Below are 18314 nucleotides of genomic sequence, written 5' to 3'. Positions count from 1 at the left end.
TCTAAACCTTCCCGCCCCGCGGAACCCTCAACTCCACCTCGGTGCCCTGGCCGGGCGCCGAGAACCACTCGGCGCTGCCGCCGAGGTCACGCAGCCGGCCGCGGATCGACAGGGCCACTCCCAGGCGCCCTTCGCGCTCGGCGTCGGCCAGCCTCCCCTCCGGGATGCCCGGTCCGTCGTCCCGCACCGTCACCGTCACCGCGTCCGCCTCGTCCTCCACCAGGATCCACGCGCGGGCCTCCGCTCCCGCGTGCACCCGCACATTGTCCAGGGCCGCGCCGACGGCGGCCGCCAGTTCCGCCGCGGCGGCTGCCGTCAGCAGCACGGGCGCACCGGGCTCGGAGAACGTCACCCGGGACCCGGCGTACGGGGCCAGCAGCGCCCGCAGGTCGCAGGGGGCGTCGTCGGGGCCGCCCGCGGCCGAGGCGGCCGGTGCCGCCACGGTGGCCGGGACCATGGCCGAGACCCCAGCAGCCGCGGTCCGGGACTTCTCCAGCGCCTCGTGTCCGCCGTACGCGGCGTGTGCGTCGTCCATCGGACGTCGGGCACCCACCAGCCCGCCCGCGACCAGGGTGCGCAGTGCGATCTCCTGCTCCCCCGCCATCCGGCCGAGTTCCGCCGCCTCGCCGCCGATCGCGGCGCCGCGCCGCTGCACCATCGCCAGCACCTGGAGCACGCTGTCGTGGATGTCCCGGGCCAGCCGCTCACGCTCCCGGGTGGCGGCCTCGATCTGGAGCGCGCGGGCCAGGGTGCGCTCACTGGCCCGGGCCACCTCGACGACGTAGCCGATGGCCACGCTCGCCACCCACACCAGCACCACCGAGTGGATGCTGTCCTGGGCGAACTCGCGGCGTTCCGCGATGTTGGCCACCGCGACGACCGCGGAGGTCCACGCGGCCCACCGCCAGCCGCCCTTGATCGCGAAGCCGAGGACGGCGCCCGCGGTCCATATCGACGGCAGCGTGGGCGCCCCGTCGGCGATGCGGTCGTGGGTGTCCACCACGGGGGTCAGCAGGATGCCGACGACCGCGATGGTGAGATCGGCGACCAGGAAGCGCATCGTGCAGCGCTCGGCCGAGGAGACCTTGCGCACGGTGACGGCCGTCCACACGGTCAGCACGAGCAGGTACGCGCCCGCGCCCAGCGGATGGTCGTAGTGGTGGTACGCGAACGCGTACAGCGCGAGCGCGTACAGCGTCGTCAGCACCCGGTAGGCGGTGAGCGCATGCCACAGCGGCTGTTCCACGGACATGCGCACGACGCGCTCGCGCCTTGGCTCCCGCGGCATCCGGCTCCCCCGCCCTCCCCGCGCGGGCGCCGCCGCAACCGCTGCCGCCCGCGCGCACGCGCCGCCCGGCGGTACTCCCCGCCGGGCCGTTGTCAGTGCTTCTTGCCCGCGGCCTTCGCCGCCTCGGCCTCCGCCTTCGCCTGCTCCGCGAGCTGCCGCTTGGCGGCGGTGGCGTAGATGTCGACGTACTCCTGGCCGGACAGCTTCATGATCTCGTACATGACCTCGTCGGTCACCGAACGCAGGATGAACCGGTCGTTGTCCATGCCGTGGTAGCGGCTGAAGTCCAGCGGCTTGCCGATCCGGATGCCCGGCCGCATGAGCTTGGGCATGACCTTGCCGGGCGGCTGGATCTTCTCGGTGTCGATCATCGCGACGGGGATGACCGGCGCACCGGTGGCCAGCGCCACGCGCGCGAGGCCGCCGGGCTTGCCCCGGTACAGCCGTCCGTCCGGGGAGCGCGTGCCCTCCGGGTAGATCCCGAACAGCTCACCGCGCTCCAGCACCTCGATGCCGCTCTTGATGGCGGCCTCGCCCGCGCCGCGCGCGCCCGAGCGGTCCACCGGAAGCTGGCCGACCCCCTTGAAGAACGCCGCCGTCAGCTTCCCCTTGACTCCGGGGGTGGTGAAGTATTCGGCCTTCGCGATGAAGGTCACCTTGCGGTCGAGCACCGCGGGAAGGAAGAAGGAGTCCGAGAAGGAGAGGTGGTTGCTCGCCAGGATGGCGGGCCCCTCGGCCGGGATGTTCTCGAGCCCCTCCACCCACGGGCGGAAGGCGAGCTTCAGCGACCCTCCGACGGACAGCTTCATTGCGCGGTAGAACAACCGAGGACCTCCTGTGTCTGACGAGGAGACCTTAACCTGCCTACCCGCCGTGCGGCGCGCCGCGTACGCTTCCACCACCGGGGCTCCCCCGGGCTCCGCCCGGCCCCGCCCCTCACCGACACCTCGTACCGACCCGTCATCGACATCTCTCACCGACACTTCTCACTTCTCATCGAACGGAGATCCGTGGTGCCGCTCCTGCCCGGAGCCGAGCCGTTCCGCCACGACGGCGGAGACATCGGCGTCCTCGTCTGTCACGGCTTCACCGGCTCCCCCCAGTCGGTACGGCCCTGGGCCGATCACCTCGCGGAGCGCGGCCACACCGTGTCCCTGCCGCTGCTGCCGGGGCACGGCACCCGGTGGCAGGACCTGGCGGTCACCGGGTGGCAGGACTGGTACGCCGAGGTGGACCGCGAGCTGAGCCTGCTCACCGAGCGCTGCCGGACGGTCTTCGTCTGCGGACTGTCCATGGGCGGCACCCTCGCGCTGCGGCTGGCCGCCCGGCACGGCGCGGCCATCAGCGGCGTCGCGCTCGTCAACCCGGGCAACAAGATGCACGAGCGGGCGGCCGTGGCGCTGCCCGTGCTGCGCCATCTGGTGCCCTCCACCAAGGGCATCGCCAGCGACATCGCCAAGCCGGACGCCGTGGAGAGCGGATACGACCGGGTGCCGCTGCACGCCGCCCACTCGCTGCGCCGGTTCTTCCGCCTGGTCGACGCCGAGCTGCCGCAGGTCACCCAGCCGCTGCTGGTGATGCACAGCCCGCAGGACCATGTCGTACCGCCGGTGGACTCGGCCCGGATCCTGGCCCGGGTCTCCTCGCGGGATGTGACCGAGCGGCTGCTGGAACGCAGTTACCACGTGGCGACGCTGGACCACGACGCCGAGCTGATCTTCTCTGAGACCTCCGCGTTCATCGACCGGCTCGCGCCCGGCGCCGGGGTGGAAGGGATGGCGGCCAGTGGCGGAGCGTGACGCGAACGAGGCCGACGCGCGCGACGACGACGCCGCGTTCGCCGAGATCGTGGCGGCGTACGGCGAGGAGCCCGCGGATCCGCCGGGAGTGCCTCCGTGGCCGGACGCCGAGCGGGTCCAGCGGGAACTGCCGGACGACACCGCCGGCACCGCCGAGCCCGGTGGCTCATCCCGGTCCGGGGCCCGCGGCGGGTCCTCCCGGCCCGAAGGCCCGGACGGCGACGACACTCCCGAGCCATCGGAGAAGCCTGGGGAGCCCGAGAAGTCCGGGGCAGCGGGCGGCGCGGACGCCGGCGGTCCGTCCGGCACCTCCGGCGCGGGCGGCGGTGGCGGGCGGCCCGGCGGTTTCATCGTGTACGCGCCCGGGGTCGGCCCGCGTGACTGGCAGCCCGCCGAGGCGTCCGAGGACGACTTCGACGAGACGGACGAAGGCCATTTCGTACCGCCCGAGCCGCCTCCGCTGCCGCACGCCGACACCACCGCGCGCTTCGCCTGGCTGGCGGTGCTCGGCGGCCCACTGCTGCTCCTGCTCGCGGTCGTCTTCCGGTGGGAGATGACCTGGTGGCTCAGCACCCTGGGGGTGGGCGGCTTCCTCGGCGGCTTCGCGACGCTGGTGGTGCGGATGCGGGACGGCGACGAGGACGAGGACGACGACCCGGGGCGCGGCGCCGTCGTCTGAGCGGGCAAGCGGTGATCTGAACGGTCAGGCGGTGATCACGGGGCGACGCGGGGGATCCTGAGGGCGGCCAGGACCGGCAGGTGGTCCGTGGCCGCCCTCAGGTCCGCCGCGTTGACGCCGGGCAGCCCGGTCGGCACCCCGCAGCCCAGGACCTCCACCCCGTCGGTCGCGAAGACCGCGTCGATGCGGTGGCGGGGCTCGCGGGTCGAGTTGGTGAGCTCGCCGCCCCACGGCTTGGCCGCCCAGCCGTCCTGGAGCCGCCCGGCGAGCCTGCGGAAGGCTCGGCCCTCGGGCCGGTCGTTGAGGTCCCCGGCGACGACCGCGTGCGGTACCGCCAGCTCGGCCAGCTTGTCGAGGACCAGCCCCGCCTGGTCGTGGCGCTCGGCGGCGGACAGGCTGAGGTGGCAGCTGACCACCCCCAGCCGGACACCGGGGTCGAAGCGCAGTTCGGCGACGGCCAGGCCGCGCTGGTGCAGGCCGGGCGTACGGGGCAGCAGGACCTCCTCCGTACGCTCCACGTGGGCGCGGAGCGAGGTGAGGATCATCGGGCCCGCGGTGGTGGCGCCTCCGGTGGTGTACGTGAGACCGGTGGCCCGGGCGAGCCGGGCGGCGGCCTTGCGCCAGCGGAAGAAGCGCGGCGCCTCCTGCACGCACAGCACGTCCGGGGCGCAGGCCCGGATCACCCGGGCCAGCGCCGCCGTGTCGTCGCGCATCGAGCGGATGTTGTAGCTGAGGACGCGGACGACCGCCGCGCCGTCCGGTTCGGTACGGGACTCCGGCAGATCCGCGGGCATCTTCGTCGCTGCCCCTCTCAGCTCGATGCGGTGCGCTGGGCTCGGTTCACCCGACGATCTCACATCGTGCTCGGCCCCCGCGGGCTTTCGTCAGCCCTGGCGGGCCAGGTCCGCGGCGCCGACGAGTCCGGCCTTGCCGCCGAGCTGGGCGGCGAGCACCTGGGCGTGCGGCCGCCACTGGCTGCCCACCAGCCAGCGCCGGAAGGACTTGCGGATCGGGTCCAGGACCAGGTCGCCCTCGTCGGAGACGCCACCGCCGACGATGAACGCCGAGGGGTCGAAGAGGGAGGCCAGGTCGGCCAGGCCGGCGCCGGCCCAGCGCGCCAGCTCGCGGAAGGAGTCGATGGCGACGGGGTCGCCCTGGCGGGCGGCGTCGCTGATGTGCTTGCCCTGGATGCCCTCGGGGGTGCCGTCGCCGAGGCCGAGCAGGAGCGCGGCGTTCTCGGGTGCGGCGGCGGCGCGCTGCCGGGCGTAGCGGACGAGCGCGCGGCCCGAGGCGTACTGCTCCCAGCAGCCCTGGCTGCCGCAGCCGCACAGCAGACCGTCCGGCACGACCCGCAGGTGTCCGAACTCGGCCGCGACGCCGAAACGGCCGCGGTGCAGCCGGCCGCCGATGATGATGCCGCCACCGAGACCCGTGCCGAGCGTGATGCAGACGACGTCGTCGTGGCCGTGGCCGGCGCCGAAGCGGTACTCGCCCCAGGCGGCGGCGTTGGCGTCGTTCTCGACGACGACGGGCATCCCGACCCGCTGCTCGACCTTGTCCTTGAGCGCCTCGTGGCGCCAGTTGATGTTGGGGGCGAACAGCACCGTGGCGCGCTTGTCGTCCACGTACCCGGCCGCGCCGATGCCCACGGCCTCGACGTCGTGCCCGGCGCTGACGGTGCGCACCGCGTCCGCGATGGCGTCGATGACGCCCTCGGGAGTCGGCGGGGTCGGCACGGTGCTGGTGTCGAGGATCGCGCCCTCTTCGTCGACCACGCCAGCCGCGATCTTCGTGCCGCCGATGTCGACGCCGATGGTGAGTCCCATGTGTCCCTCGTTAATAGGTCGAACCCCGCCGGGCACAACCGTACCGGAGAGGGGGCCCTCCCCTGCCCTCCAAGGCGAGAACGGAGGCTCAGTCGAGGTCGATGTGTTCACTACTCGAACGGTCCGAGCCCTTCGTCCACCGCTGCTCCTGTCCGGCGACGGCGGCTCGGTAGGCCGCGAGAAGCTCGTTTCCGGCCGAGGCGAGGTGGTCGAAGACCTCGGGGTTGCGCTCGATGACGGGCTCTACGGCCGCCTTCGCCTGTGCGATCAACTGTTGTACGGCACCGTGGACCGCCGTCCCGGCGATCGGGGCCTGCAGGGCGGACACCTTCTCGGCGACCGCCTCGGCGAGCTTGCGCAGTTCCTCGGCGGCGCTGCCGGGCTGCTCCCCGGCGGCGCGGGCGCGGCGGCGGGCTCGCTCCGCCGCCAGGTCCTCCGCGCAGGCCTGCTGCCACGCGTCGTCGTCGCACCGGACGCCGTACGCGGAATCGTCGTGCGCGATGCGGTCGTTCCCCGCGTCCGGCTCCGCCTCCTGAGGGGCGTCGGCGTGGGGGCGCTCGGTGGCATCGCTCATGACGGGCTCCTGCGGCGGGGCTGGTGTCGACTCGGCTCGTCTTCGACGTTACCGGAACGGGGCGGAGCGGTTGCCAGGGGCGCGGGTCAGGGGCGTTGCGGCCACAGCGCGGGGTCGGGGGTGAACCGCACACTCAGTTCGCCGTCCCGCAGTCCCGCGCCGGAGACCGTGCAGCGGCGCAGCGCGGACGGCAGGGGCAGCACCCGGTGGAAGGGCCCCGCGGTGACGATGAGTTCGTCGCCGCGGCGTACCAGCCCGAGGGTCTCGCGGTCGGCCGCGGGCAGCGGGAGCCGCCAGACCAGTTCGCCGTCGTCGGCGAGCCGGTCGTCCACCTGCCAGGGGTCGGGGGCGGGGCTGTCCGGCCGCTGGTCGGGGGATCCCACGGGGGCGCACGGTCCGGCGAGCGCGGCCAGCTCCTCGACGCCCCGCGGGTCGGCGCCCAGATGCGGCAGTTCATGGATCGGGGCGTAGGGGGCCCACTCCCCGGCGAGTTCCTTCAGCGCCTCCTGCTGGCGTCCGGAGAGGGCGGCCAGCCAGGGGTCGGTGGAGGCGGTGGGGAGCAGCCGGTTGGCGATGACGGCCTCGACGCGGCAGCCGTGCAGCGCGAGCCCGGGGCGCAGGCCGCGCAGGGTGCGGACGGCCAGCGGGCCGGGTTCGGCCACCAGCCGCAGGGTCGTGCCGCGCGCGTCGATCACGGCCTGGACGGCGGCGAGTTCGCGCTCCCAGCCTTCGGCGAGCTCGTACAGCTTCTCGGTGGGCGCCGGGACCCCGGCGAGCTGGGCGAGCATCGGCCGCAGGGCGCGTGCCGCCTGCCGCTCGGCGGGCAGCAGCCGCCGCAGGTAGCGGCGGAGCCGCTCGGGCAGGGCGAGGACGGCGAGGGTCTCCGGCACCGGCGGCATGTCGACGACGACCAGGTCCCATCCGGCGGCCCCGGCCACCGGGGGGAGGGTTCCGCGCACCCGGTGCAGCGCGCGCAGCAGCGCGAACGCCTCGGTGCCGGGCAGCTCGGTCAGCTCCTCGCCCTCCAGGGGTGTGGCGCCGAGCATGTCCAGCAGGCCGCGGCCGCGGTCCTGTAGGGCGGTCAGCTCCGCCCGGACATGCTCGCCGGCGGCGATCCGGGCGGCCCACAGGCCCGGCGCGACCTCGGTCGGCGCGGTCCAGGGCAGCCCGTCCGCGGCCGGGGCGGTGCCGAACGGCTGGGTGTTGATCGGCTCGGTGCCGACCGATTCGGTGCCGGCCGCACCGAGCAGCGCGTCCGGGACGGCGCCCCGGTCGGAAGTCAGCAGCAGGACGTGCCGCCCCTCGCGCGCGGCGGCGAGTGCGGTCGCGGCCGCGACGGTGGTGCGACCCGCGCCGCCGAGTCCGGTGACCAGGACCATACGCATGGGGTTCCTCCTGGGGGTTACGGGCGGGGCGGGTGCCGGGCTGGAGGCCTGGCGGATGGTGCGCCTGCGGCGGGCTGGTCCCCTACCCCGCCCCTTCCCGGCTGTGTCCGATATGCGGCTCCGCCGCGTGGGGGGCTCCGCCCCCAGACCCCCAGGAGGTCGGGTGTGGCAGCGCCGGGAAGGAGTGAGGCTGGGGAACAACACCACCGTTGTGCGGGCCCGCCACGAGGGGCGCCACGGTCCGGCGGACGACCCGTGGCGCCCGGGTCCGGGCTCACCCCGGGCGGCAAAGGGCGGCCACGGCCGCAAGCGTCAGGCGCCGCTCTCGACGCGCTTCTTCAACCCCGCCAGCGCGCGGTCGATGATGACCTTCTCGGCCTTGCGCTTGATCATGCCGAGCATCGGGATCTTGACGTCGACGGTGAGCTGGTAGGTCACCTCGGTGCGGTCGCCGCCGAGCGCCCTGAGCCGGTAGGACCCGTCGAGGGTGCGCAGCATCGTCGACTTGACCAGCGACCAGTCGACGCGGTCCGCGCCGGTCCAGGTGTAGGCGAGGGTGTAGTCGTCCTTGATGGCGCCCGCGTCGAGCACCATCCGGACATGGTCGGGCCGGCCCTGCTCGTCCTTGGTCAGGACGTCGGCCTCCTTGACCTCACCGGACCACTCCGGGTAGCGGTCGAAGTCGGCGATCACCGCCATCACGTCGACCGGTGCCGCCTCGATCGTGATGCTTGAGCTGGTGTGTTCGGCCATCGCCGTGGCTCCTCCGTACCGGTCCGCCGCCTAGTGCGCCCTACCGGTGAAGGCTATCGTGCGCGACTCACCACTCCAGGGCCCAGGGGGTTCCGGTGGACGCGAAGTGTCCGACGTTGACGCACTCGGTGGCGCCGATCCGCATCCTGCGGGCGAGCGGCTGGTGGACGTGGCCGAAGAGGTGGTACGCGGGGCGGACGGCGTGGATGGCGTCGAGGATCGCCGAGCTGCCGCGTTCGAAGCGCCGGGCGACGGTGTCGTAGCAGAGCTCGGGGACGTCCGGCGGGATGTGGGTGCACAGCACGTCGACCTCGCCGACGGCGGCGATCTTCGCGGCGTACGTCTCGTCGTCGATCTCGTAGGGCGTGCGCATGGGGCTGCGCAGTCCGCCGCCGACGAAGCCGAAGACGCGGCCGCCGATCTCGACGCGCTCGCCGTCCAGGACGGTGGTGCCTGGTCCGGCGTACTCGGGCCAGAGGCGGGGGATGTCGACGTTGCCGTAGGTGGCGTACGTAGGAGCGGAGAAGGCGGCGAACAGTTCGGCGTACTGCTTGCGCACGGCGGCTTCGATGGCGGCCTCCTTGCCTTCCGTGAAGCCGCGCGCCTCCAGCCCCGCCCACAGCCGCCCGGCCAGCTCCCGCGCCTCCTCGAAGCGGCGGGCGGTGCGCAGTTCCACGATGAGGTCGGCGTTCTCCACGCCGAACAGCTCCGGGAAGATGCCGCGCGAGTGGTCCGCGTAGTCGAGGAAAAGGACGAGGTCACCGAGGCAGATCAACGCGTCGGCGCCGTCGCCCGCGGCGCCGAGAGCCTGGCTGTTGCCATGTACGTCACTGACCACGTGGACTCGCATGCCGATCACCTTACGGCGGCGGCGTAGGCCATCGGAAGGTCGTCTACCTGCGGTTACTTCCGCGTCACCGGGCCCGTCGACTAGTCTGCGCGCAGCAGTGTCGCGGTGTGTGACGCATAAAACATCTGGGCGGGAACCCCTATCCCGGAAGCCATACCGATGGGTAACGTCCGGGCAGTCCACCACCCCCCTTTGCCTGATCATGGACCGCAGCCGACGCGAGCAACCACAGTGTCGTGGCGCCGGCGCCCGACAAGGAGCAGCCAGTCTTGCGCGAGTTCAGCCTTCCGGCCCTTTATGAGGTACCGGCCGACGGCAATCTGACGGACCTCATCCGCCGCAACGCCGCCCAGCATCCTGACGTCGCCGTCGTCGGCCGCAAGGTCGCGGGTCAGTGGCAGGACGTCACCGCGACGCAGTTCCTCGCCGAGGTGCGGGCCGCGGCCAAGGGGCTGATCGCTTCCGGTGTGCAGCCTGGCGACCGGGTCGGCCTGATGTCCCGTACCAGCTACGAGTGGACACTGCTGGACTTCGCGATCTGGAGCGCGGGCGCGGTCACGGTTCCGGTCTACGAGACGAGCTCGCCCGAGCAGATCCAGTGGATCCTCAGCGACTCCGGGGCGGTCGCCTGCGTCGTGGAGAGCGCCGCCCACGAGGAGGCGGTGGAGTCCGTGCGGGACGCCCTGCCCGCGCTGAAGCACGTGTGGCGGATCGAGACCGACGCGGTCGAGCAGCTCACCGCCGCGGGCAGGGGGGTCTCCGACGAGCTGGTGGACGAGCGCAGCTCCGCGGCGAACGCCGACTCGCCGGCCACCATCGTCTACACCTCGGGCACCACCGGCCGCCCCAAGGGCTGTGTCCTCTCCCACCGCAGCTTCTTCGCCGTGTGCGGCAACGCGGTCGCCCGGCTCAAGCCGATCTTCGTCACCGGCGAGTCGTCGATCCTGCTGTTCCTGCCGGAGGCGCACGTCTTCGGCCGGCTGGTGGAGATCTGCGCGGTGCTGGCGCCGATCAAGCTGGGGCACGTCGGGGACATCAAGACGCTCACCGACGAGCTCGCCTCGTTCCGGCCGACGCTGATCCTCGGTGTGCCGCGGGTCTTCGAGAAGGTCTACAACTCCGCGCGGGCGAAGGCCCAGGCCGACGGCAAGGGCAAGATCTTCGACAAGGCCGCCGACGTTGCGATCGCCTACAGCCAGGCCCTCGACACCCCGTCCGGCCCGTCGCTGGGGCTCCGGATCAAGCACAAGGTCTTCGACCGGCTGGTCTACAGCAAGCTGCGCGCGGTGCTGGGCGGCCGGGCCACCCACGCCATCTCCGGCGGCGGGCCGCTGGGCGCCCGACTCGGCCACTTCTACCGGGGCATCGGCTTCACGGTGCTCGAGGGCTACGGCCTGACGGAGTCGTGCGCGCCGACCACCTTCAACGCGCTGGACCGGCAGAAGATCGGGACGGTCGGGCAGCCGATGCCGGGCACGGTGGTGCGGATCGCCGACGACGGCGAGGTGCTGCTGCACGGCGACCACCTGTTCACCGAGTACTGGAACAACCCGCAGGCGACGGCGGAGGCGATGTCCGACGGCTGGTTCCACACCGGCGACGTCGGCACTCTGGACGAGGACGGCTTCCTCACCATCACCGGCCGCAAGAAGGAGATCATCATCACCTCGGGCGGCAAGAACGTCGCCCCGGCGGTGATCGAGGACCGGATCCGGGCGCACGCGCTGGTGGCGGAGTGCATGGTGGTGGGCGACGGCCGCCCGTTCGTCGGCGCGCTGGTCACCATCGACGAGGAGTTCCTGCCCCGCTGGCTGGCCGAGCACGGCAAGCCGGCCGGCACCACGGCCGCGGAGCTGCGGGAGGACCCGGAGCTGCTGGCGGCGATCCAGGAGGCGGTGGACGACGGCAACTCGGCGGTGTCGCGGGCCGAGTCAGTGCGCAAGTTCCGGATCCTGCCGACGCAGTTCACGGAGGACTCGGGGCATGTGACGCCGTCGCTGAAGCTCAAGCGGAACGTGGTGGCGAAGGACTTCGCGAGCGAGATCGAGGCCATCTACCAGGGCTGAGGCTCCGCACACGGGTAAGGGGCGTGCACCAAGGGTGCACGCCCCTTACCTATGGGCTACTTGAGCATGCGCTACTCGAACATGGGCTACTTGAGCATGTGCTCCAGACGCTCCGCCAGATGGTCCCAGCGCCAGCGCTCCTCGACCCAGGCGCGCCCCCGCAGGCCCATGGTCCGCCGCAGTTCGGGGTCCCGGAGCAGCTCCACGATCCGGTCGGCGCAGTCCCTGGCCGAGCCGCCGCGCACCACCCAGCCGGTCTCCCCGTCGAGTACCGCGTCCGGCGCGCCGCCGGAGTCCCCGGCGACCACCGGCAGCCCGGTGGCCGAGGCCTCCAGATAGACGATGCCCAGGCCCTCGACGTCCAGCCCGCGGCGACGGGTCCGGCACGGCATGGCGAAGACGTCGCCCGCCCCGTAGTGGGCGGGCAGCTCCTCCCAGGGGACGGCACCGGTGAAGTACACCGAGTCCGCCACGCCCGTGGTCTCCGCGAGCCGCTTCAGGTCCCTGGCGTACGGCCCGCCCCCGACGATCAGCAGCGCCGTGTCCGGGATCCGCTCCAGGATGCGCGGCATGGCGTGGATCAGGGTGTCCTGTCCCTTACGTGGCACGAGCCGGGAGACGCACACCACGACGGGGCGGTCGGCGAGCCCCAGACGGGCCCGGACCTCTTCGCCGCCCGAGCCGGGGTGGAAGACCTTCTCGTCCACCCCGGGGGTGAGCTGGACCATCCGGGCGGCGGCGTGCTCGGTGAGCGCGTCCGCGATCCGGGAGCGGGTGTACTCCCCCAGATAGGTGAGGGCGTCGGTGCCCTCGCCGATCCTGCCCAGCAGTTGCCGGGAGGCGGGAAGCTGGGCCCAGCCCGCCTCGTGTCCGTGGGTGGTGGCCACCAGCCGGGTGGCGCCGGCCTTCCGCAGCGCGGGGGCCATCAGACCGAGCGGGGCCGCGGCGCCGAACCACACCGAGGTGCAGCCGTGTTCGCGGAGCAGCGCGGTGGCGCGCCGGGTGACGCGCGGGGTGGGCAGCAGCATCGTGGCGCGGTCCCGCACCACCGGGTACGGCTGTTCGGCGTCGAAGCGCGCGGTGGCCTCGGCGCCCTCCTGGCCCCGCTTCCAGGTGGAGGCGTAGACGACGATCCGCTCCGGGTCCAGCCGCAGCGCGATGTTGTGCAGGAAGGACTGGATACCGCCGGGGCGGGGCGGGAAGTCGTTGGTGACGATAAGGGTCTTGTGCATCGCGGCCGACAGTACCGGGTACGGGCCTCCCCCTGGGGGTACCTCCCAGCGTCAGCCGGGGGGAGCTTTGCGCAGGGCCCCCGGGGCCGCCTGGGCCGCATGCGTCGGCGGCCGGGACGCCCTCCCCCGGTACCGGGCCGCCCGCGTCGGCGCGGTCAGGACAGGCGGGCCGCCGGCTCCGGGACCTCGGCGCGCGGCCGACGGCGGTCCAGGCGCCGGTGCAGCGCCAGGACGGCGAGGCACTGCACGGCGGCGCTCAGCCCCATGGCCAGGCACACTCCGGGCAGCCCGAGCCCCGACAGGCCGTAGGCGAGCGGGAGTTGGACGGCGGTCCCGACGACGGTGACCCGCAGCATCAGCGGGCTGCCGCCCCCGCCCTCGAAGACCCCGCCCAGGGCGATGAAGCAGGCCAGCAGCGTGAGATACGGGCCGACGCAGCGCAGGAACAGCGCCCCGGCGGCGGCGACGTCCGGCTCCGCGCCGAACGCCCGCATCACCCACGGCGCGACGGCCAGCAGCGTGACGGCCGCGGCCGCCCCGAACCCGGCCCCGAGCAGCAGCGCCTGGCGGCCGATCGCGCGCCGCTCGTCCCGTCCGGCGCCCAGGGTGCGGGCGGTGTGGATCGCGGCGGCCTGGCGCACGGCGTAGAACGCCATCGTCGCGACGTACATGGCTTTGGTCGCGACGCCGTACGCGGCGACCGAGGTGACCCCGAGCCGCGCCACGATCGCCACCAGCGCCAGCGAGCCGGCCATCCGCACCAGGAAGTCGCCGGACATCGGCAGCCCGGTGGCGGCGGTGGCGCGCAGCGCGGCGGCGGTCCGCGCGGCGGGCGGCACCGCGCGCGCCTGACGGAGCAGCCGGTTGCGGCGCAGCGCCACGCATCCGGCGGCGAGCGCGGCCGTCCGGCCGGCGACGGTGGCCGCGGCGGCGCCCTGGACGCCGAGTTCCGGCAGGCCGAGGAGTCCGAAGATCAGCAGCGGGTCGAGGACGAGGATCAGCGCGTTGGCGAGGAGCGCGAGCCGCATCGGGGTGCGGGTGTCGCCCGCCCCCTTGAGTACGCCGTCGAGCAGGTTCTGCGCGAAGAACACCGCGATGCCGGGCAGCGAGACGGCGAAGTAGCCGACGGCCAGGTCGCGTACGGGCCCGTCCGCCCCGCCGAGCACCAGCCGGGCGAGCGGTTCGCGCAGCAGCCAGCCGCCGATCGCCACGGGCGGGGCGAGCAGCGCGCACAGCGCCCAGCCGCCCCGGACGGCCGAGCGCACGGCCGCCGGGTCGCGGGCCCCGGCGGCGCGGGCGACCAGGACGGTGGTGCCGGAGCCCGCCATGAGGATCACGCCCAGGAGCACGTTCTCGACGTTGGTGGCGACGGCGACCGCGGCGACGGCGTCGCCGCCGAGCCGGGCCACCCAGACCATGTTGACGATGCCGGCCAGTACCCCGGCGAGCAGTTCGCAGTACACCGGCCCGGCCAGCGTGAGGAGTCTCCTGCGGTGGGTGTCTGCTGCCACGGTGGTCTCCTCCAGGTCCATTACCTCGAATCGATGTACAGCGATGAGAGGTATCATGGCAGGGCCCGAGAATCCAACCCGCCGGAGTGCGCGCGTGCTCGAACTGACCATCCTCGGCTTCCTCCATGACGAGCCGCTGCACGGCTACGAGCTGAAGGAGCGCATCAAGGGCCTGAGCGGACACGTCCGCCCGGTCAGCGACGGGGCCCTGTACCCGGCGATCAGCAGACTGGCGAAGAGCGGCCTGGTGGACCAGCGCACCGAACCGGGCGCGGGCGCCGCGCCCCGCCGCATCCTGTCCCTGACCGACGCGGGCCGCGCCCGGCTGCTGGCCCGGCTCCGGGATCCCAAGGACGTCGAGATCACCGACGGCCAGCGCTTCTTCACCCTGCTGGCCTTCCTCCACCACCTACCGGACCCCGCCGAGCAGGCCACGGTGCTGCGCCGCAGAAAGGCGTTCCTGGACACCCCGGCGAGCTTCTTCTACCGCGACGGGCAACCGGTGCGCGCGGAGGAGGCCGGCGACCTCTTCCGGCAGGGAATGCTGCGGATCGCGCGGGCCACGGGCCAGGCGGAGAAGGCGTGGCTGGCAGAGGCGTTGGCGGAGCTGGAGCGGGGGGCGGGACGAAGCCCAGGGGCCGCCGCGCAGACGAAGCCCCGGCTCAGCCCAAGGTCCGCTTCACATACGACCGCCAGCCCGCCATGAACTCCGCCCGCTCCACCCCCAGCACCTTCTTCAGCGCCGCGTCCACCGACCGCCGCTCGCCCCCGGCGCCCGCCCCGACCGCCCCGTAGAACTCCGCGAGCTTCCGCTCCCCCCACCGTTCGGCGATCATGCGGCAGGCCAGCCAGCCCTCCTCGTAGGCGCGGGCCAGCGCGGGCCCATCGGTGCCGAAGCGGAAGGCGTCGGTGTCCGGCAGGTCGTGTGGCGGGCGGCCCGCCAGGACCGCGGTGGTCAGTTCCGGCGCGAGCGCTTGCGGACGGCGGTCCGCGCCGCGGTAGCCCACCCAGTCCGCGAACCCCTCCGACAGCCACAGCGGGGTGGACTCCGTGGTGGACGCGCGCGTCGCGACATGGGCCGTCTCATGCGTCATGACGGCCTGTCGGCCGAAGGCGCCGAGGACCGCGTACGCGTCCGGGTTCACGATGACGCGGTCGGCGGGCGCGGAGCCCTTCCGGACGAGCTCGGCGGTGGTGACCGCCGCGATGCCCCGGTAGGCGCTTGCGGACGTGCCCAGCAGGCCGGCGAGCCGCTCCACCGAGGCGGGCACCTGGATCACCACGCGGTGCGCCCACTTCTCCCGCCACACGGCGCTCACCGCGGGCACGGCGCGGTCGGCGGTGGCCGCGATCTCGCGCAGCCGGGCGCGGTCCTGGCCGACCCCGAGGACCAGGCTGTGTCTGCCGCGTACGACCTCGACGTCGCCCTGGTCCCACAGCTGCTGGGGGCCGCGCTTCCCTCCGGCGGAGGCCACGTACCACCGTCCGTCGCGCCGTACAAGGGTCAGGAACTGCTCGCTGGTGACCGGCGCGGTGTCGTATCCGACCAGGCGGTACCGGAGTTCGACGCGGGCGGCGATCCGGCGGCCCGTACCGGCGACCGGGGTGAATCCGCCCGTGCCCGCCAGCCGGTACGTCCACGAACCCAGCGGAACGTCCGCCAGGTTCTCGAAGACCCGCCGCTGGCCGGAGCGGTAGCGGACCGCGCCCCGGTCGACGGTGGCCAGGAACGCGCCTGCGTCCCGCTCCCGCACGGCCGCGGCGCGCCGGTCCAGCATCCGCTGGATCTCTCCATGGTCCTCGTCCACGGGAACGCGGCCGCACCCGGGGAACGCGGTGGCGCCCAACGCGCCGACCACGGCCATCCGGAGGATCGCCCGCCGTCGCTGCTGACCTGCCACGCGTCAGATCGTACGAGTCCCGGCAACGGGGCGGAGCGTGCGGTTCGGCCAATACGCCGCCGTGGCTGGCCGATCGCGATCCGGGGACCCGCCCCGGCCGACCACGGCCTCGCTACGGCCGGGTCACGGAGGAGATCGGCATCATGCCCACCGGGTCGTAGCGCACCGCCGCCCCCGGATACGGCGCGTGGATCACCTGGCCGTTGCCCGCGTACATGCCGACGTGGCTCGCGTCGGAGCGGTAGACCACCAGATCGCCGGGCTGGGCCTGGGACAGCGGCACGGACCGCCCGGCGTAGCGCTGCGCCTGCGAAGTCCTCGGGATGGCCACCCCCGCGGCACCGTACGCCCACTGGGTCAGCCCGGAGCAGTCGAAGGCGCCCGGCCCGGCCGCTCCCCAGGCGTACGGCAGGCCGACCGCCTGCCGCGCCGCCGCCAGCGCGGCCGCGGCCCGCGGGGAGGAACCCGTCATGTCCGGGAACGGCAGGAGCCCGCCGTCCGCGCGCCGGCCGTGCCGCGACGCGCGCGCGAACCGCGCCCGCTCCTCGGGAGACAGGGCGTTGAGCAGTCTTTGGGCGGTGGCGAGCTTGCGCTGCACGGTCCTCTTGTGGCGGACCACGGCCTTCCGGCTGTCGGAGAGTTCGACGAGCTTGCCCGCCGCCTCCGTACGCTGCTGCCGCAGGCCCCGCAGCGCGGTCCGCAGCGAGCGCAGCCGCTCCGCGTGCCGCTGCCCGATGCGCTCCAGCGCCGACGCCTTGTCCAGATAGCCGTCGGGGCTCTCGGACAGGACCAGCGCAATGGCCGGGTCGAGGCCGCCGGAGCGGTACTGCGCCCCGGCGAGCCCGCCGAGCGCGTTCCGTATCGCGTTGACGCGCTCCTGGCCGCGGGCCGCCCGGTCGCGGAGCAGGTCGACCTCCTCGGTCAACTTCCGGGAGCGCTCCTCCGCGGCGTTGAACAGTTCGGTGGCGCGCTCGGCCTGCGCGTAGAGCCGGTCGACCGCGCCGCGGGCCGATACCGCGTCGGAGGGCGGGTCCTCGGGCTGGGCACCGGCCGGCACGGCCGACAGTGCGGCGGCCGCGGATGCCGCGGCCGCGGACAGAACGGTGACCCGCTTCGTCCGGTCGAGGCCGGACGACGAGGGACGGCGATGGGACGCCACGGACGCCGCACTCCCTTCCGCTGGGACGCGGCCCGTACACCGGGCCGCGGGGAACTGCGCGCAGACAGTAGCCGCACGGACACGCACCGTACAAAAAGGCCGTGCCGGGCGGACAGCGCGACGCCCCGCCGGAGACGCAGGTCACCGGCGGGGCGCGGGGTCAGCGGACGGTACCGGGATTCGCCCTAACGGGCGTCTCCCGGCGCGTTCTTCGGATCGGACGGCCGCGCCTCAGACGCGCACGCCGAACATGAACGGCATGTTGTTGATGGACTCGTAGCGCACGTTGGCGCCCGGCTTCGGGGCGTGCAGCACCTGGCCGTTGCCCGCGTACAGCCCGATGTGGTGCAGGTCGTCGTAGAACAGCACCAGATCGCCCGGCTTGAGCTGGTCCTGCGAGATGCGGGTGCCGTTGTTGGCCTGCGCCTGCGAGGTGCGGTCCAGCTGCACGCCGGCCTGCGCGTACGCCCACGAGGTGAGCCCGGAGCAGTCGAAGGAGCTGGGGCCGGTGGCGCCCCAGACGTACGGCGAGCCGATCTTGGTCTTGGCGGCGGACAGGGCGGCGGCGGCACGCTGCGACTCGGGCACGTCGTCGCCCAGGTCCACGCGGTCGTTGGAGCGGTTTGCGCGCTCCTCCTTCTCCGCGAGTGCCTGGCGCTCCTTCTCGGTGAGGGTGTTCAGGAGTTCCTGGGCCTTGGCGAGCTTGCCCTGGATCTCCTCCTTCTTCTCCCCGAGCGACTTGCGGGTCTCGGCGAGGTCCTGGAGCTTGGTGGTGGCCTCGGCGCGCTGCTGCTTGAGCGTGCGCTGCTTGTCGCCGATCTGCTTGAGCGCGCCGGCCTGCTTGCCGCTGAGCTGGTCGAGGGTGGAGGCCCTGTCGAGGTACTCGTCCGGGTCGGAGGAGAGGAGCAGCTGCACGGACGGGTCGATGCCGCCGGAGCGGTACTGCGCGGTGGCCATCGAACCCAGGCCGTCGCGCAGCTTGTTCAGGTCCTCCTGGCCGCGCGCGACCTTGTCCTGGAGGTCGTCGACCTGCTCCTTGAGCTTGTCCTGCTTGGCCTTGGCCCCGTTGTACTTCTCGGTGGCCTGCTCCGCCTCTTCGTAGAGCTTGTCGACCTTGGCCTTGACATCTTCCTTGGACGGCTTGGGTGCGGCTTGGGCCGCCTGGGAGCTCAGGGCCACGGCAGCGGCGGCGGTCGCGGTGAGCACGGTTACCCGAGTGCGGCTCGGCTGCTTGGGTCGACGGTGGGACGCCACGAAGGCGATCTCCTTCTTCCTCCAGCCGCCTACCGGG

The 18314-nt window shown here is 73.4% G+C and carries 16 protein-coding genes and 1 pseudogene; 4 read left to right on the top strand and 13 right to left on the bottom strand.

Translation table 11 applies throughout. From position 1 onward, the window contains the following. Nucleotide 1: 1 nt before the first annotated feature. Both macS and ACQUSR_RS25050 read right to left on the bottom strand, forming a co-directional pair. Entirely contained in the window at nt 2-1288 is a 1287-nt protein-coding gene (macS, locus tag ACQUSR_RS25055) for a MacS family sensor histidine kinase (RefSeq protein ID WP_431044862.1), read from the bottom strand. 92 nt (nt 1289-1380) lie between these two features. Continuing rightward, nucleotides 1381-2112, bottom strand: coding sequence for a lysophospholipid acyltransferase family protein (locus tag ACQUSR_RS25050; RefSeq protein ID WP_431044861.1), 732 nt, complete (start codon nt 2110-2112; stop codon nt 1381-1383). Nucleotides 2113-2301: 189 nt separating this feature from the next. Here ACQUSR_RS25050 and ACQUSR_RS25045 point away from each other — a divergent pair, with 189 nt between their 5' ends. Together ACQUSR_RS25045 and ACQUSR_RS25040 are read left to right on the top strand one after the other, a co-directional pair. Continuing rightward, on the top strand, nt 2302-3087 hold the full coding sequence (locus tag ACQUSR_RS25045; protein WP_431044860.1) for an alpha/beta hydrolase: 786 nt from the start codon (nt 2302-2304) through the stop codon (nt 3085-3087). After that, nucleotides 3074-3766, top strand: a complete 693-nt coding sequence (locus ACQUSR_RS25040) for a hypothetical protein (RefSeq protein ID WP_431044859.1) — start codon at nt 3074-3076, stop codon at nt 3764-3766. Before ACQUSR_RS25045 ends, ACQUSR_RS25040 begins: the two co-directional genes overlap by 14 nt. Nucleotides 3767-3801: 35 nt before the next feature. Here the strand turns inward: ACQUSR_RS25040 and ACQUSR_RS25035 are convergent, their stop codons facing one another. The 6 genes from ACQUSR_RS25035 to ACQUSR_RS25010 form a co-directional block, all read right to left on the bottom strand. Beyond that, nucleotides 3802-4560, bottom strand: coding sequence for an endonuclease/exonuclease/phosphatase family protein (locus tag ACQUSR_RS25035; RefSeq protein WP_431044858.1), 759 nt, complete (start codon nt 4558-4560; stop codon nt 3802-3804). A gap of 90 nt (nt 4561-4650) precedes the next feature. Continuing rightward, nucleotides 4651-5592 carry an ROK family glucokinase gene (locus tag ACQUSR_RS25030; RefSeq protein ID WP_431044857.1) on the bottom strand — a complete coding sequence of 314 codons (942 nt, stop codon included), beginning with the start codon at nt 5590-5592 and terminating at the stop codon, nt 4651-4653. An 88-nt stretch (nt 5593-5680) separates the two neighbouring features. Further along, nucleotides 5681-6166: a DUF5304 domain-containing protein gene (locus ACQUSR_RS25025; RefSeq protein ID WP_431044856.1), complete on the bottom strand. Its 486-nt coding sequence runs from the start codon at nt 6164-6166 to the stop codon at nt 5681-5683. Between the two features lie 86 nt (nt 6167-6252). Continuing rightward, entirely contained in the window at nt 6253-7551 is a 1299-nt protein-coding gene (locus tag ACQUSR_RS25020; RefSeq protein ID WP_431044855.1) for an ArsA family ATPase, read from the bottom strand. 312 nt (nt 7552-7863) lie between these two features. Continuing rightward, nucleotides 7864-8304 (bottom strand): SRPBCC family protein, encoded by a 441-nt coding sequence (locus ACQUSR_RS25015; protein ID WP_431044854.1) that lies wholly within the window; start codon nt 8302-8304, stop codon nt 7864-7866. A gap of 67 nt (nt 8305-8371) precedes the next feature. After that, nucleotides 8372-9142, bottom strand: a complete 771-nt coding sequence (locus tag ACQUSR_RS25010; RefSeq protein ID WP_431047824.1) for a metallophosphoesterase family protein — start codon at nt 9140-9142, stop codon at nt 8372-8374. Between the two features lie 281 nt (nt 9143-9423). Between ACQUSR_RS25010 and ACQUSR_RS25005 the strand changes: the two genes are divergently transcribed. Further along, nucleotides 9424-11220, top strand: a complete 1797-nt coding sequence (locus tag ACQUSR_RS25005) for an AMP-dependent synthetase/ligase (RefSeq protein WP_431044853.1) — start codon at nt 9424-9426, stop codon at nt 11218-11220. 86 nt (nt 11221-11306) lie between these two features. Here the strand turns inward: ACQUSR_RS25005 and ACQUSR_RS25000 are convergent, their stop codons facing one another. Next, nucleotides 11307-12452 (bottom strand): glycosyltransferase family 4 protein, encoded by a 1146-nt coding sequence (locus ACQUSR_RS25000; RefSeq protein WP_431044852.1) that lies wholly within the window; start codon nt 12450-12452, stop codon nt 11307-11309. A 155-nt stretch (nt 12453-12607) separates the two neighbouring features. After that, complete coding sequence (locus ACQUSR_RS24995) at nt 12608-13963, bottom strand: MATE family efflux transporter (protein WP_431044851.1); 1356 nt, start codon at nt 13961-13963, stop codon at nt 12608-12610. A 94-nt stretch (nt 13964-14057) separates the two neighbouring features. On the opposite strand from ACQUSR_RS24995, the pseudogene ACQUSR_RS24990 reads away from it, so the two are divergent. Next, nucleotides 14058-14576 (top strand): annotated as a pseudogene (locus ACQUSR_RS24990) (PadR family transcriptional regulator); the annotation flags it as partial. Nucleotides 14577-14625: 49 nt separating this feature from the next. Here ACQUSR_RS24990 and ACQUSR_RS24985 read toward each other — a convergent pair. The 3 genes from ACQUSR_RS24985 to ACQUSR_RS24975 form a co-directional block, all read right to left on the bottom strand. Next, the gene (locus ACQUSR_RS24985) at nt 14626-15828 is read right to left on the bottom strand and encodes a hypothetical protein (protein ID WP_431047822.1); all 1203 of its coding nucleotides are present in this window, start codon (nt 15826-15828) and stop codon (nt 14626-14628) included. Between the two features lie 148 nt (nt 15829-15976). Continuing rightward, nucleotides 15977-17023: an NlpC/P60 family protein gene (locus ACQUSR_RS24980; RefSeq protein ID WP_431044850.1), complete on the bottom strand. Its 1047-nt coding sequence runs from the start codon at nt 17021-17023 to the stop codon at nt 15977-15979. A gap of 231 nt (nt 17024-17254) precedes the next feature. Next, entirely contained in the window at nt 17255-18277 is a 1023-nt protein-coding gene (locus tag ACQUSR_RS24975) for an NlpC/P60 family protein (RefSeq protein ID WP_431044849.1), read from the bottom strand. Nucleotides 18278-18314 lie beyond the last annotated feature (37 nt).

It is taken from the genome of Streptomyces sp. P1-3, from assembly GCF_050613155.1.
In the GTDB taxonomy this organism is placed as follows: domain Bacteria; phylum Actinomycetota; class Actinomycetes; order Streptomycetales; family Streptomycetaceae; genus Streptomyces.
This window is presented reverse-complemented; position numbering and strand designations above follow the sequence as displayed.

Excerpts from the sequence above, each read along its gene's own strand:
- ACQUSR_RS25015 (WP_431044854.1), bottom strand. The coding sequence starts at position 8,304 with ATGGCCGAACACACCAGCTCAAGCATCACGATCGAGGCGGCACCGGTC.
- macS (WP_431044862.1), bottom strand. The coding sequence starts at position 1,288 with ATGCCGCGGGAGCCAAGGCGCGAGCGCGTCGTGCGCATGTCCGTGGAA.
- ACQUSR_RS25000 (WP_431044852.1), bottom strand. The coding sequence starts at position 12,452 with ATGCACAAGACCCTTATCGTCACCAACGACTTCCCGCCCCGCCCCGGC.
- ACQUSR_RS25035 (WP_431044858.1), bottom strand. The coding sequence starts at position 4,560 with ATGCCCGCGGATCTGCCGGAGTCCCGTACCGAACCGGACGGCGCGGCG.
- ACQUSR_RS25020 (WP_431044855.1), bottom strand. The coding sequence starts at position 7,551 with ATGCGTATGGTCCTGGTCACCGGACTCGGCGGCGCGGGTCGCACCACC.
- ACQUSR_RS24985 (WP_431047822.1), bottom strand. The coding sequence starts at position 15,828 with ATGGCCGTGGTCGGCGCGTTGGGCGCCACCGCGTTCCCCGGGTGCGGC.
- ACQUSR_RS25030 (WP_431044857.1), bottom strand. The coding sequence starts at position 5,592 with ATGGGACTCACCATCGGCGTCGACATCGGCGGCACGAAGATCGCGGCT.
- ACQUSR_RS25025 (WP_431044856.1), bottom strand. The coding sequence starts at position 6,166 with ATGAGCGATGCCACCGAGCGCCCCCACGCCGACGCCCCTCAGGAGGCG.